Annotated in this window: 7 protein-coding genes and 2 pseudogenes; 6 read left to right on the forward strand and 3 right to left on the reverse strand. The window is 64.1% G+C overall.

From position 1 onward, the window contains the following. Window positions 1-112: 112 nt before the first annotated feature. Window positions 113-655 (reverse strand): annotated as a pseudogene (locus tag ACXR2T_RS08955) (APC family permease); the annotation flags it as partial. 205 nt (window positions 656-860) lie between these two features. Then, on the reverse strand, window positions 861-2570 hold the full coding sequence (locus ACXR2T_RS08960) for an amidohydrolase (RefSeq protein ID WP_458838930.1): 1710 nt from the start codon (window positions 2568-2570) through the stop codon (window positions 861-863). Window positions 2571-2722: 152 nt separating this feature from the next. On the opposite strand from ACXR2T_RS08960, the gene ACXR2T_RS08965 reads away from it, so the two are divergent. The 3 genes from ACXR2T_RS08965 to ACXR2T_RS08975 all read left to right on the forward strand — a co-directional run bounded on the left by ACXR2T_RS08965 (window position 2723) and on the right by ACXR2T_RS08975 (window position 5258). Beyond that, on the forward strand, window positions 2723-3319 hold the full coding sequence (locus ACXR2T_RS08965) for a TetR/AcrR family transcriptional regulator (protein WP_458838931.1): 597 nt from the start codon (window positions 2723-2725) through the stop codon (window positions 3317-3319). 470 nt (window positions 3320-3789) lie between these two features. Beyond that, entirely contained in the window at window positions 3790-4359 is a 570-nt protein-coding gene (locus tag ACXR2T_RS08970) for a hypothetical protein (RefSeq protein ID WP_458838932.1), read from the forward strand. Next, window positions 4356-5258, forward strand: coding sequence for a hypothetical protein (locus tag ACXR2T_RS08975; protein ID WP_458838933.1), 903 nt, complete (start codon window positions 4356-4358; stop codon window positions 5256-5258). Before ACXR2T_RS08970 ends, ACXR2T_RS08975 begins: the two co-directional genes overlap by 4 nt. A 110-nt stretch (window positions 5259-5368) precedes the next feature. Here ACXR2T_RS08975 and ACXR2T_RS08980 read toward each other — a convergent pair whose 3' ends face one another. Continuing rightward, complete coding sequence (locus tag ACXR2T_RS08980) at window positions 5369-11443, reverse strand: DUF7927 domain-containing protein (RefSeq protein WP_458838934.1); 6075 nt, start codon at window positions 11441-11443, stop codon at window positions 5369-5371. 443 nt (window positions 11444-11886) lie between these two features. Here ACXR2T_RS08980 and ACXR2T_RS08985 point away from each other — a divergent pair, with 443 nt between their 5' ends. The 3 genes and pseudogenes from ACXR2T_RS08985 to ACXR2T_RS08995 all read left to right on the forward strand — a co-directional run bounded on the left by ACXR2T_RS08985 (window position 11887) and on the right by ACXR2T_RS08995 (window position 14344). Then, window positions 11887-13503 carry an S-layer homology domain-containing protein gene (locus ACXR2T_RS08985; RefSeq protein WP_458838935.1) on the forward strand — a complete coding sequence of 539 codons (1617 nt, stop codon included), beginning with the start codon at window positions 11887-11889 and terminating at the stop codon, window positions 13501-13503. Window positions 13504-13615: 112 nt separating this feature from the next. Continuing rightward, window positions 13616-13747, forward strand: a pseudogene (locus ACXR2T_RS08990) (acyl-ACP--UDP-N- acetylglucosamine O-acyltransferase); the annotation flags it as partial. 24 nt (window positions 13748-13771) lie between these two features. After that, window positions 13772-14344 carry an acyl-ACP--UDP-N- acetylglucosamine O-acyltransferase gene (locus ACXR2T_RS08995; protein ID WP_458838943.1) on the forward strand — a complete coding sequence of 191 codons (573 nt, stop codon included), beginning with the start codon at window positions 13772-13774 and terminating at the stop codon, window positions 14342-14344. Window positions 14345-14362 lie beyond the last annotated feature (18 nt).

Consider the following 14362-nt stretch of genomic DNA (forward strand, 5'->3'; position numbering starts at 1 on the left):
GGCGGTGATCGCAGCGGCCCTGCACGTCGCTCGAGAAGAACGGCACCATCGTGAACTCGGCGCCGTTGGCTCCGCTGTTGATGTTCACGATCGTGAGCACCACGAAGACGACGGCGACGACAAGCTGAATACCGACGAGCAAAATGTTCATGCTCGCCGCGAGCTTCACACCCACGAGGTTCAGCACGGTGCAGACTGTGATCGTCAGCAGCACCCACACCCAGAACGGCACGTCGGGGAAAACGGCGCCCATGTAGATCGCCGACAGAATCGCGTTGATCATGGGCAGCAGCAGGTAGTCAAGGGTTGCCACCCAGCCCACCAGAAACCCGAGGTGAGCGTTGATCGCCTCCTTCGCGTACGTGTACGCCGACCCCGCGATCGGAAAGAACCGCACCATGCGCGAATAGCTGAACGCCGTGAACAGCACCGCGACGATCACGACAAGGTAGGCGAGCGGCACGTGCCCTCCCGTCTCATCGGCGACGATGCCAAACATGTCGAACACCGCGAGCGGCGCCATGTAGGCGAGGCCGATGAACACGAGGTGACGCAACTTCAGCGTGCGCCTCAGTTGGCCCGGCTTGTGGGCGACTGCGTGCGCGATCTGGTCATCGCCCGCGGCGACTCCGGATCGGGTGGGCAAGGTAGACATGTTGACTTCTTTCACTTCGTTGTGCTGTTCGAAAGTTGTAGTTTGCTGCGGGCTGGCGGGCCCTACAGATGCCCCAGTCTGTTTGCTTTAGAAAGCCCTAAAGCAAACAAACTGGGGCATCTATGTCGGCTCGGGGATCGGATCAGTGGGCGTGAGCGGAGCTACCCCTTCGTCATCCTGCGCGACGAAGGAGTCGCAGGATCCACTAGTGACTGTGGCTGTGTCCGTGGGGTTCGCCGCACGACTGGCCGGCGCCCGCCGGATCCTGCATGCGGGCCGCCGCCGCAGCGCCACCCATCTCTCCTCGGGCGTCGTGAATCGCTCGCCCTCCGACGACCGTCAGGTCGACGTGCTGCGCGAGAATCTCGGCGGGCTCCATGCCGTAGAGGTCGCCCGACCAGACGACGATGTCGGCGAGCTTGCCGACGCTGAGCGTGCCGAGCGCGCCCTCGTGGTGAAACGCGTCGGCACCGCCCTTCGTGTACGCCTCGAGGGCGCGGTCGAGGTCGAGCCGCTCCCCCACGGTCCACGCGTCGGAGCCGTCAAGGCGCGCACGCGTCATGGCGCTGTAGATACCGACGAGGGGGTCCATTTCGCCGACCTGCCAGTCGCTCGAGAAGGTGACGCGGGCGCCCGAGTCAATCATCGATTTGAAGCGCCAGGCGCGATCCCAGCGGGCCTCGCCCACGTTTTCCATCCAGGTACCGGCAACGAGATCGGGGGACGCGTGGCGGGGCTGCATCGCGGCGACAACGCCGAGCTGCTTGAAGCGTGCGAGGTCCTGTGGTGCGAGGCACTCGATGTGCACGATGCCGTGGCGGGCGTCGCGGGCGCCGTTGGCCTTGAGCGCGGCCTCGATCGAGTCGAGCGTGAGCTGAATACCGAGGTCGCCGATGGCGTGGGTGTGCACCTGGTAGCCGAGGCGGTCGAGCTCGATGAACAGCTTCTTGAACTCGGTCGACTCGAGGCTGGTGTGACCGCGGTGGCCGGGTTTGTTCGCGTAGTCCTCGATCATGGCCGCAGTATGTGGCTCGATCACGTCGTCGGCGTAGAGCTTCACGGGGCCGAGCTTGAAGCGCTCGTGCTGGGGCGTGTTCTTGATCGCGTCCGTGATGTTGGCACGGAAGTCGCCGTCGGCGCCCACCGGGTGGTAGATCGCGGCGATCGTGCGCGAAGTGAGCTTGCCCTCACGCTCGGCGCGGGCAAACAGGTCGAGCTCGGCGAGCGGCACCTGCGGCTCTACCACCGTGGTGATGCCGAACCTGGCGGCCATGTCGAGGCTGTTGGTGATCTTGCGGTAGCGGCGATCGGGCGAGTACATGGGAATGTCGCGCTGCAGCTCGGCGAGGCCGTCGATCGTCATGGCTCGGGTGTAGAAGTCGGTGATCCACCCCGTGGGCTCCCCCGTCGCCGCGTCTTTCTCGGGGTTGCCCCAGGCGATCGGTGCACCGTTCAAAATACCGAGTTTGGCGAGCGCGGGGCGGTTCAGCCAGACCGAGTGCTGGTCGTAGGTGGTGATGAAGACCGGGCGGTCGGTCACCCCCACCAGGTCATCAGCGTGCGGGCGGCGGCCCTCGACGACCGAGTAGAGCGCGTTCTCGGCGCAGATCCAGTCGAGCTCTGGGTGGCTCTCAGCGAACTCAGCGATGCGGGCGCGCACCACGTCGAGGCTCTGCACCTGGTCGAGGCTCACGGCGAGGTCGTCGTAGCCGAGCAGCAGGTGGTTGTGGGTGTCGGCGACGCCCGGGGTGAGCAGGCGCCCTTCGAGCTGCACCGTGTTGCGCGCCGCGGGGGCGTCGGCGGCAGAGCCCACATAGGTGATGCGGTCACCGGTCACGCCCAGCGCTTCGGCCCACGGCTGAGCCGCGTCGAAGGTGCGAATACGCCCGCCGGTGAAGAGGGTGTCGACTGCCATGTCTGCTCCTGTGAGGTTGTGCCGCGCAGGTGAGCGGCGGTGCGCACCGCTGCACAGCGGGTTCTTTTACTCCAGAGTAAATTAATTTACTCGAATGTCAAATAATCCTTGCGGCTCGGCCTGGAACGACACGCAACTGGCATACTGGCTGCATGGCGAGACCCAGCACCCAGCACCAGCGACGCATCGAAGTGGTGCAGGCAGCCCTCGACGCGGCGGCGGATCGCGGCCTGCGCAAGCTCTCACTCACCGACGTCGCCAATCAGGCCGGGGTTACCCGCGGCGCATTGCTCTATTACTACGACGATCTCGACGCGATCTTGGTCGAGGCACACGCGGCCGGTATGGCTCGCGTCGGATCGGAGCGCGCGGCGCTCGTCGCCCGCGAGACTGGGGCGGCAGCAAAACTCGATGCCGCCATCACGGCCGGCCTACCAAGTGGGCCAGACGATGCGCTCATGCGCCTGCTGTACGAGTTCGATGTGCTCGCGGGCAAGTCGCCGCTGCACGACGAGCTCGTGCAACGGCTCTACCAAGAACAGCTCGCGCTTTACCGCGGCATCCTGGCGGAGGGGGTCGAGGCCGGTGACTTCACGCTCGCCGGCCCCATCGACGACATCGCAATGAACTTCGTCGCGCTCGAAGACGCATTTGGGCTGCACATCGTGGCGGGCGGCAGCATCACGGTCGCAGACGCCGAGCGCGCGATCCGGCTCTACGCCCAGCAGGCGGGGGCACCGCTCGCGTAGTCAGTGAATGAGTGCGAGCACGCCCTCCCTTGACCTGATCAAGAAGTGCCCTAGACTTCAATATATAAGCTAATTAGTGAAGTTATCATTTAGCTAATATTTCGAAGGGCACCATGATCATCGATCCTGCCGACCTGCTCACTAGGGAAGGGTTCATGACCCATGCGCTGGGCCCGACGACTCTGCTTGCAGAATGGGGTGGCACGTCACGTTCAGTCCTCCTGGTTCGCCAGAACCAGGCACCATCCAAGGTGCAGCTCGTCCAGGCTGCGGGTGAGGCGCAGGAGCACGTCACCATGTTCGTGGTGCCACGGGCTTCGGAACGCGTCGTATTGGCGGTACGTTCAACCCCGGGCGCAGCACTGGCAACGGAGGATGGACTCCAGGTGTTCCCAAATCACGGTATTACTCGCGCTGCGCCCGCTCCGGCCAAGGCTCGCGGTCGAGTCCCCTGGGGAAGGTACGCACTCATGCGAGCGCTCCTCATTCCTGATCAACGTCGCACGCAGGCGCGGCTTGCCGAGCAAACTGGAACTAGCCAAGCAGCAGTGTCCATGATGCTCGCCAAACTTGGTGACCTCGTAACCAAAACGCAAGGCTCATGGACCCCTCGAAGCCCGGGAGCACTCTGGAACGCATTCATGCGGGAGTATCCCGGCCCTGCAGGGGTTCGCACCTACTGGTACTCCATGCGGCCCTTCAATGAGCAGGTCCGTGGACTCAAACCTCACGTGATCCTCTCCGCAGACGGCGCAGCAGACACAATCGCACCATGGCGCATACCGCAAGGTCTCATCGCCTACGCGGATACGCCGCTCGACATGAGCGAATTGGGGTTTGCGCCAGCGACCAAGAGCGAGTCAAATACGCAGCTCGTCATACCCGCCGACCAAACGATCTTCGCCACGGCCGCAGCATGGGGCACTGAGGTGGCCGACCCGCTCATTGCCGCGTGGGACCTGCGCGCCGTAGGGGGCAACGACGCCGATGAAGCAATCAAACAACTACGAGCGCGCACTCTGAAGGGTTGGATATCTTGATCACCAAAAACTATGCCACCTTCAGCACGTCCAATGCTGAAGATCAGGCGTTTCAGGCGCTTCAAGATATCTCCACGATCACCCGAGACATGGAGGACGTGCGGGTGGTGGGTGGCCTGATGGTGAACCTACACACCGAGGCATTCCCTTCGTCCGGCATCATCATCCGGCACACGCTCGATGTCGATACAGCGATCTCAGTACAGCTTGCGAGCGCAGGCACCCTTCACGAGCGCCTAATTGAGGCGGGTTACGACCCAGAATCTGGAAACAGATACCGCGTCGGAAACAACAGGGTCATCGATCTACTGATTCCTTCCAGCACCGGTCGGTTCACCTCAAACACCGAACTTGGCGGTCGCGGCTTCGACAGCGTTCCTGGCCTCAGCCTCGCGCTGGCAGGAAACTGGGTCACACACGTCCTCACCGTTACATTGAGCGATGGCTCCGAGTTACTGGTCGAAGTTCGAACGCCTACCGTCGAGCATGCGCTTATTCTGAAAGCCTACGCCGCCAACCAACGGGGAATGAGCAAAGACTTTGTCGATCTATATAACCTCTTGCTCATCGCCGATCAGCACGACGCTGAGACGATCGGAGGTTGGCGCATTGGGGAACAAGGGCTCACCGGTGCGAGAGGAGATGCCGCCCAGTTCTTCAAAGGCCTCCAAAGGTCCCCGACGCTACGCGCCAAAGTAGCGGGGACCGGGGTCAGCGCCGCAATGCTCCTTCAGCTGATTGACCAGCATGTCGGGGACCCCACAGGCACAAACCCGCGCAGCGCATCAGACAGGGAGCGGCCGCTCCCGCGTGGCCTACTCCGCGTGAAAGCAGACCCACAGGGCAAAGATGATCTCGGTGAGGGCTTCACCCCGCACGCAGGAAACCCAGAAAGCTAGTCCTCACCTCAACCCGGATCGCACGCTGAGCGCGCGATCCGGGTCGATCTGCGCCTGGACCTGAATCCGATCCGGGTCCAGGCCCAGCGGCCGGAGCATCGCGCGCGACGCTAGCGCGTGCGACGCACCGCACGCAACCGGGCGAGTGCCACCGCTGCGCCACCGAGCAGCAGCATGAATGCGCCCACCGAGGCCGCGACTGCGCCGCTCGCGCCGCCGGTGTTCGTGAGCGCGTTCGCCGCGGGAGGCGTGCGATCACTGCTGGAGCCTTCGGGCCCGTCCTCGGCCCCGGCATCTGCCGACCCGGCTGCCGCGGCGCCCGCCTGCGGCCCGCCCGTCGGGGTCTCAGGCCCCTCAGGTACTTCAGGCCCCTCAGGCGTCTCAGGAACCTCAGGCTTCTCAGGCACCTCAGGGACCTCGGGCTCGCCCGGCTCCCCAGGCTGCTCGGGTTTCTCGCCCGGCAGCCCGCACAGGACTTCAAGCGACGGGAACGTGACCGTGCGGGTTGCGCTCTTGCGATCCGGCGCGAGCACCCAGTCGCCCTTCATCCAGTCCGCGGTATCTTGCAGAATGTACCCGGGCAGCGTGTGCGCGGTCAGCACGACAGTCTCGCCCGGCTCCATCTTGCCCTGCACGTCGTACCAAACTCCCGGCACCATAATCACGGTGAGATCGGGCATTGTGACGACGCCCGCCACGCACTCGGGTTCTGGGAGGCCCGGCAATGGAGCAATTTCGATGTCTCCGGGCAAGGGATCCGGATCAATGCCGTCAGCATTCGAAGTGCCCGTCGCCCCGGCCCCGGCGCCGCCCTCGATCGGCGGAATCTCGCCGTCGGCGTTACCGTTGCTGGTGCTCCCCGCGCCGGCACCCGACCCGCCACCGCAGTCGCGCGGCGGGTAGAACGTGATCGTAAAGGTCGCGCTCAGCCCGTCAGTGGCGAAGACCCAGCCGTGCGCGCCCACGCGCCCGAGCTTACGCCCGTCGTCGGCCGTCACCGTGATGACGATCGACGAGCCGACCGCGGCGGTGCCGGTGTAGGTGTACGTGAGCCCGGGTGTTACGGGAAGCCTGAACTCGGGCTCCCGGTTGGGGGCGTCACAGGTCGGCCCCGACCACACGGGGCGTTCGGGCGAGATCAACGGTTCACCTGGCTCGGTCGGCGGGCAGTTGAGCTCGGGAAAGTTGATCGTCAGCGTGGCAGTCTTGCCGTCTTTACTGATGCTCCAGTGGCGGCCCATTGAACTGTTGCGCAGCCAGTACCCGTCTTGTGCCGTTGCGGTGACGACCACGGTGGAACCGGCCTTCACCTCGCCCACGTACGAGTAGTCGATGCCTTCAGTTTCGACGAGCTCGAAGGTGGGTGGGGTGTGGTTGCCGTCGGGCGAGCAGACGCCAGTCGTGTATTTCACTTCGGGTTCAGCGAACTTCTTGGTGTCACAGGTTGCAAAGTGGATCGTGAAGCTCGCGCTCTGCCCGCCGGCCGCGAGCGTCCAGTCCTTCGGCACCACGAGTTCGTAGCCGGGCTGCGGGGTGGCCGTCACGGTTACCGATCCTCCGGGCACCACATCACCAGAGATCGTGTACACAATGCCCGGGGTCACGGGCAGGTTGATCCATGGCGGTGCGACGCAACCCTCGCCGTCAGGGCCCCAGACGGGCTTCTCGATCTCTGCGGGGTCGAGCGGAATGCTGGTGTACGTGTCATCGCAGTAGCGTTCAGCCCCGGGTGTCCCCGTGCAGGCTTCGTTGACGAGGTAGCGGTCGCCGCCACCCCGGTCGATGTTGACGTTCACCGTGTACGTCAGTTCGAGCCACTCACCCGCGGCGAGCGCCCCCTGCCAGGAGATCTTGCCGTCGGTGACGGGAACGACGACGCCGATCGCGTCGCCTGTGCGCGTGAGCATCACATCATTTACGAGAGTTGCGTCGTCAAGCACGCGTGCGAGGTCGTCGATCACCGAGATCGGGTTCTTCGCTGTCCACGATCCGGGCCCGGGATTGGTGACCCGCACCTTGTAGGTGATGTTGTCGCCGCGCGTCACGGTCGACCCCACTGACTGGGTCTTTGAGATTGTGGGCCGCGGGCCCACGATCCGGTGCTCGGTTTCACAGGGCCGCAGATTGGTGCCGCAGCGATCGGGCAGGGTGGCCGCGCCGCTGCCGGGCAGGGCCGTGCCGGTCGCCTGGTTGAGCAGCGTGCCGGTGTGCACGTCGTCGGGAATCTTGACGGTGTAGGTGATGGTCGCTTGGCCCGTACCGGGCAGCTCGAAGCGTGGCGTGACAATCTTGCCGTCGATCACCTCAAGCTTTGTTTTTGGGCCGTTGCCGACCTGCAGCATCACGTCGCCCTGCAGCTGGGCAAGGTGCAGCACCCGCGATACGTCGTCCGTGAGCTGTACGTCAGGGACAGGCCAGCCGCCGACCGCCCAGGCCGAGACCACGTAGGTGAGCTCTTGCCCTGAGCGCACGCTAGCGATGTCGTTGAGCTCGGCACCCTGGTCGTTGAACAGCGTCTTCGACATCTGCCATTTCTCACCGATGGGGAGTTCGAGCGCGGGGCACACGGTGATGGTGCTCGCGGGGAGCGCCGGGTTGCGGCTGTCGCCCGCGGCGCAGGCCGTACCGTTGAGCCACAGGTCAGTGGCGATGCCGTCAGCCACGTTCTTCACCGTCACCGAGAAGGTGATGGAGCGGGACTTGCCTGCCGCGAGGCCGCCGGTCCAAGACAGCACGCCGTTCTCAATCGTGGCTCCCACCGACGGCTTCCCAACGAGCACGGAGTCGTCGAGAATGTCGGTGAGATCCTTGGTCAGCGTCACTGGGTTACCCGCCGCCCAAGCCGAGGCGACGTTCCAGTCGCCCTCGCCCGTGTTGTGCAGAGTGATCGTGTAGGCCACGCGATCACCCGCACGCAGTGGATCGTTGGGGCGCGGTGACTTCGTCCACGACAGCTCAGCCTCGAGCTCTGGGTATACCTGCACCATCGCTGAGGTGGTCGAGTCACACTCGTGCACGATGCCCGCAGGCCCGCCCGTGTCACCCGAGACACACGCCTCGTTGACGAGGGACTCGTCGCCGGTGTATCGGTCTGACACGGTGACCTGATATTTCATGGTCTTCGTGGCGCCCGCTTTGAGCGCGAACTCGTGCGTGAGTTGACCGTCGACAGGCGGCTCAAAGGCCGCGCAACCGTAGGTGAAGCACCCGTCGGGGCTGCCAGTTTTCCAGGCCGCGTCATCAAGCACATCGCTGAGGTCGTCGCTGAAGCTGACCAGGTTGGCCGCCATCGCGTTCGTCTTGTCGTTCCAGTCGCCCTTACCGGGGTTCTTCACCGTGACCGTGTACTCAAGCACATCACCGGGGCGTGCCGTAGCGGCCTTCGGGTTCGTAATGTTCGCGACACTTTTCTCGATTTCAAGCGCCGGGTGCTGCAGTTCAAGCTCGGTCGACACGTCACCGCACACCCTAATGGTGGGTTGGCCGTTGCCGGGTTCGCCCGACGCGCACGCCTCATTCTGCAGTGTTGCGCCGCTCGGGTAGTCGTTGCCGACCTCTACGCGGTAGCTAAAGAAATGAGACTTACCGGCATCGAGCGCAAACGTGTGCGATGCCACACTGTTCTCGAGCGTGTCGACCGGCTTGCAGTAGTTCTGGTTCCAGCCGCCTGGGCCGCAGTACCGGCCGCCCGTTGTTCCCTGGCGCACGTCGCCGATCAGCACGGCGTGGCCACCAAGCCCCGACAGGTCGGTGGTAAAGGTCGCGCGTTTGTCGCTCGCCCAACCGTTCCCCGCGGCGACCGTCCAGTCACCGCCGCCCACCGGGTTCGATACGGTGACGTCGTACTGCAGCTGATCGCCGGCGCGCACGGGGCCGTTCACGTCGCCCTTGATCTTCGTCACTGTCGGGTCTGAGATCTCGAGACCGGGGTGCAACACACTCACCGTGTTGTCGAACGAGGTACGCACCTCGACCGGCGCCTGGCCGTTGCCAGGGTCACCCGCAACAACGGATTCGCTCAGCAGGCGCTGGTCGCCGACCGTGAAGTCGTTGGTGACGCGCACGCGATAGTTGAAGTAGTGAGTCTTGCCCGCGTTGAGTGCAAAAGTGTGGGTCGCCACACCGCCCACCACGGAGTCGACGGGCTTGCAATAGTTGCCGTCCCAGGCGGTTGGGCCGCAGTAGTTTCCTGCAATCGTTCCCTGCCGCACGCCAGATACCAATACCGCGTCATCGAGCATGCGCGACAGATCGGTCGTGAAGGTGAGGCGTCGGTCGCTGGCCATGCCGTCGGCGGTCGGCGCGGTCCAGTCCCCACCACCCGCGGGGTTTTCGACCGCCACGTGGTATTGAATCTCTTCGCCAGCACGAACATTGTCGCCCTGTTGCAGCTCGCGTTCAGCGCCCCTCGTCAGCACCGTTGCCACAGAGTGTGCGATGGTCACGTCGGGGTGCAGCTCCGCGACCTTGTTGCTAAACGAGGTGCGTCCCTCAACCCCGGGTTGACCATTGCCCGGTTCACCGGTCACGATCGCTTCGTTGATCAGTAGGTTGTCACCGGCGACGAAGTCGTTGGTGACGCGCACGCGGTAGTTGAAGTAGTGAGTCTTGCCCGCTTTGAGCGCAAAAGTGTGGGTCGCCACGCCGCCCACCACGGAGTCGACGGGCTTGCAATAGTTGCCGTCCCAAGCGGTTGGGCCGCAGTAGTTTCCTGCAACCGTTCCCTGGCGCACTCCCGAGACGAGCACGGTGTCGTCGAGCAGATCACTGAGATCAGTGGCGAAGGTGAGCCGCTTATCACTCGCCGCGCCGTCGCTAGTCGGTGCGGTCCAATCCCCACCACCCGCGGGGTTTTCGACCGCCACATGGTATTGAATCTCTTCGCCAGCACGAACAGCATCGCCCGGTTGCAGCTCGCGTTCAGCGCCCCTCGTCAGCACCGTTGCCACAGAGTGTGCGATGGTCACGTCGGGGTGCAGCACCTCGACCGCGTTTTCGACCTGAGCGCGCTTCTCAATGAGGGGCTGCCCGTTGCCAGGGTCGCCCGTGATGACGGCTTCATTGAGCAGCTGCTGGTCGCCGACCGTAAAGTCATTCGTAACTTTGACCCGGTAGTTGAAGTAGTGCGTGGCACCCGCTTTGAGCGCAAACGTGTGCGTCGCGACGTCGCCTACCAGTGAGTCCACGGCCTTACACGAGTTACCGTCCCATCCGGTGGGGCCGCAGCCCGATCCGGCGCGAGTTCCTTGACGCACCCCCGACACCAGCACGGTGTCATCGAGCAGGCCCGACAGGTCGGTGGTAAATGTCAACCGCTTGTCTTGCGTCCAGTTGTTCGCGGCAGCGGCTGTCCAGTCGGCCCCTACCCCGTCGGCCCCCAACGGGTTCTCGACGGCGACGTGGTACTGCAGCGTCTCGCCCGCCCGCGCTGTCTCACCCGGCTGCAGCGTGCGCGCGGTGCCGCCGGCGACGACCGATACGACCGAGTTGGCAATCTGGGCTTGGGGGTGCAGCACTGTCACGTCATCGCTGAACGCCACTTGCGCCGCAACCGTGGGGCCTGCCCCGTGAGCAGCGCCCTGCACCATCGCCGCGTTGACGAGGCGTAGGTCACCCGTGAGATAGTCGTTGTCGATTTGCACTCGGTAGTTGAAGAAGTGCGTGGCTTGCGGTGCCAGCGCGAACGTGTGCTTCGCGACGCCTCCCACGAGCGACTCCACGGCTTTACACGAGTTACCATCCCAGCCGGTGGGCCCGCATCCATTGCCGGCACGCGTGCCCTGGCGCACCCCCGACACGAGCACCGAGTCATCGAGAAGTTGGGTGAGGTCGGTTGAGAACGCGAGCGGATTCTGCTTCGTCCACGCCTCAGACGACAGGTTCTTGACGGCCACGTGGTATTGCAGCACGTCGCCGGCACGAATGGGCCCCGTTGAACCGACGGTCGACGAGATGCGCGACACGACAGAGGTGAGTTCAAGTGCCCCCGTCGGGTCGACCATCACCTCTGGCTTGCCCAGTGTCGGCGGGTTCACGGCGGCTGGCTGGGCTGCCGGAGTGAACGGCGAGTCTCCCCGGGTGCGCTGCGAGGCGTCGCTCGCTGCGGCTGGCGCGCTCGAATCTGCGGCGGGGGCGATCGCCCCTGCGGGGCTGGTGAGCACCACGCCCGCGAGCAAGGGAATCACCGCCAGGAGCAGTACCGTGGCTTTGCTGCTTCGAGATCCGGATCGAGAATCTCGACCCCTCGTCGCTGCGTGTTTTGTCAATCGCGCATGACGGTTGTGCACCGTTCGTCACCCCACCCTGAGTCGGCAGCTGGATGGGCTCCCCACGAGCCCGCGCGCAACGGCGCCAGGAGCGAGCGCGGTGTTGGCGACAGCATTCCTGGCGCGCATGCTGCGACGCCAGTTCGGGTACTGCCTGGCTGTACCAAACCTACCCAGAAGCCTAACATCTGTTAGCAATGTTGACGGCCGCGACGGCGGTCGCTGCGCTCCCCCACACAGGGCATCGCAGCACGTTAGAAAGAAGCGCGGCACCAGGCACAACTTGACGCTACAGCTGTTTGTGTTTTGAGTTACCCTTTATTTGTTTATGCAGCACATCTAACTTTGTAGGGAGTTTCTTAATGAGGCGATTTCAATCTGCGGGGCGGTTGGCGCTCGCGGGCGTGGCGACGGCCGCATTGCTCTTGGGCGGTGTCGGCCCAGCGTTTGCGGTGACCGACGAAGACGCTGCCGCGGGCATCGAGGAGACCATCGAGGTGCCCACCGAGCTCGAGGTGGTAACCGACGAGGCCCCTATCGATGAGACCTCAGGCGACGCGGTCGAGGGCGCCGATAGCGAGGGCGTTGAAGCCCCCGCAGCCCCCGAGATCGGTGAAGGTGGCGTCGGCGGCGACGGCAGTAACGAGAGTGACGACGACGTTGTCTTCACAGAGTTCGCGGGTGCAAGCGAAAAACCCGCCAACCCGGGGGTGAGCACTAGCGCTACTAGCGGCCCCGGCACAGACTGGAGCCACCCGCGACGCAAGATCTCGGGCAAGGTCACCCTCCCCCAGGGGGCCAACGCATCATGGCTCTCAAAGGTGAACGTCGGCGCTGACTGCAGCTTCGGTCAAAGCGGCGGCGGCTGCGCATACGACATCACCTATAACAAGAAGACCGGTGCGTTTTCGATGATGGTGCCGGTGGCGCGATCCGGCATGACAATTCATCCGGGCGCTTTCGTGGCTGACACCGATGAGAACAGCAGCATCAACCTGGTGCAGCAGTATTGGGGGCAGAATTGTGGCGTGGGCGCCCCGAAGAATGTTCCCGCGGGCAATAGTCATCTCACGGGGGTCAACCTGCCCATGTGCCTTGGCGCGACTGTCTCAGGCACCATTTCTGATCCTCAGAACGTCTCCATCAGCACCTTCCAATACCTATACGCATACGATGGCGGAACTTCGAAACGCTCCGAAGGCTCTGGTTACACGACTAACCCCAACGGCAGCTACACGATGCGCAAGCTACCCCGCATGAAGAACCTGATCGTAGTACTTGGTGGCAGCACGACGGCTTCCTACCAGGCCTGGAACAGCACTTACGACCTCAAGCAGGCGACGCCCATCGATACGACGAGCGGCTCGGTCACCGGTATCGATTTCACCGTCAAGCCAGGCTTCGCTGACAGGTGCATGATGTACGACTACTGCAACAAGTTCTACAAAGAGGTCATGTGGATGCTTGAGACCGGCATCTCAACCGGAACCAAAGTCGACGTCGGCTGGTCGGTTTGGTACAACTACCAACCCAAGCAGAACGTGACGCGCGAAGCGATGGCCGCGTTCCTCTACCGCATGAGCGATCGCACCGGGTACAAGGCACCCAAGAAGCAGCTCTTCCCCGATGTGAAGCCCAATCACAAGTTCTACAAACAGATCCAGTGGATGGGCGCGACGGGCATCTCGACGGGCACCAAGCGCAACGGCAAGAGCTACTACGAGCCAAGCAAGTCGGTCACCCGCGACGCAATGGCCGCGTTCCTGTACCGCATGAGCGACCGGTCAGGCTATGTGCCCCCGACGAAACAGGCCTTCCCTGACGTGAAGCCGGGCCACAAGTTCTACACGCAGATTCAGTGGATGAGCAAGGCCGGCATCTCGACTGGCACCAAGCGCAACGGCAAGTACTACTACGACCCCAGCACTGCGGTGTCGCGCGAGGCGATGGCGGCGTTCCTCTACCGATTCAACAACTAACCAGCACGAAACGCTGCACGGCAAACCACCAACGGCGCTAATGCACGCCTGAGGGCGGTGACCGCACACGCGGTCACCGCCCTCATTCGGCCTCACCCGCACTAAACTCGAAGCTATGACTGAAATCAGCGCGCAGGCATTCATCGGCGACGGCGTCACGATCGGCACGAACGTGAAGATCGGACCGGGCGCCGTGATCCTGGGCCCCTGCACGATCGAGGACGACGTGTACGTCGGCCCCGGTGCGCAGATCGGCGCACCGCCCGAGATGTCGAGCCTGCCGCAGAACGCGGCCTGGACGGGTGACCTGCAGCACGCGGGCGTGCGCATCTGTGCGGGCGCCGTGATCCGAGAAGGAGCGGTGATTCATCAGGGCACCTACCGCGAGACCCGCGTCGGCCCGCGAAGCTGGGTGCTCAACCGCGCCTACCTCGCGCACGATGTGCTGCTCGGCAGCGACGCGACTGTCTCTGCGGGTGTCTCGATCGGCGGCCACTGTGAGATCGGCGACCGTGTCAACATTGGCATGAACGCGGTGGTTCATCAGCGACGCATCATCGCCGCTGGCGCCATGATCGGCATGGGCACGCCCGTGACCCGCGATGTGCCGCCGTTTGCGAAGGTGTACGGCACTCCCCCGCGCCTCACTGGCATTAACGGGGTAGGCCTTGAACGGGCCGGGTTTGACGCTTCGGTCGTGGCGGCGCTTCAGCGTCACTACGAGACGGGCGACGCATTCGAGGGCGCGGCTACGCTGCCCGACGCGCTCGAGCCGCTCGCCGAGATCGTGCAGTGGTGGCGTGGCCACAGCGATCTGAAGCCCGTCGCGCTCGCGCGATAGCCTCACTGCTGTTCACGA

Source organism: Leucobacter faecis (assembly GCF_054456635.2).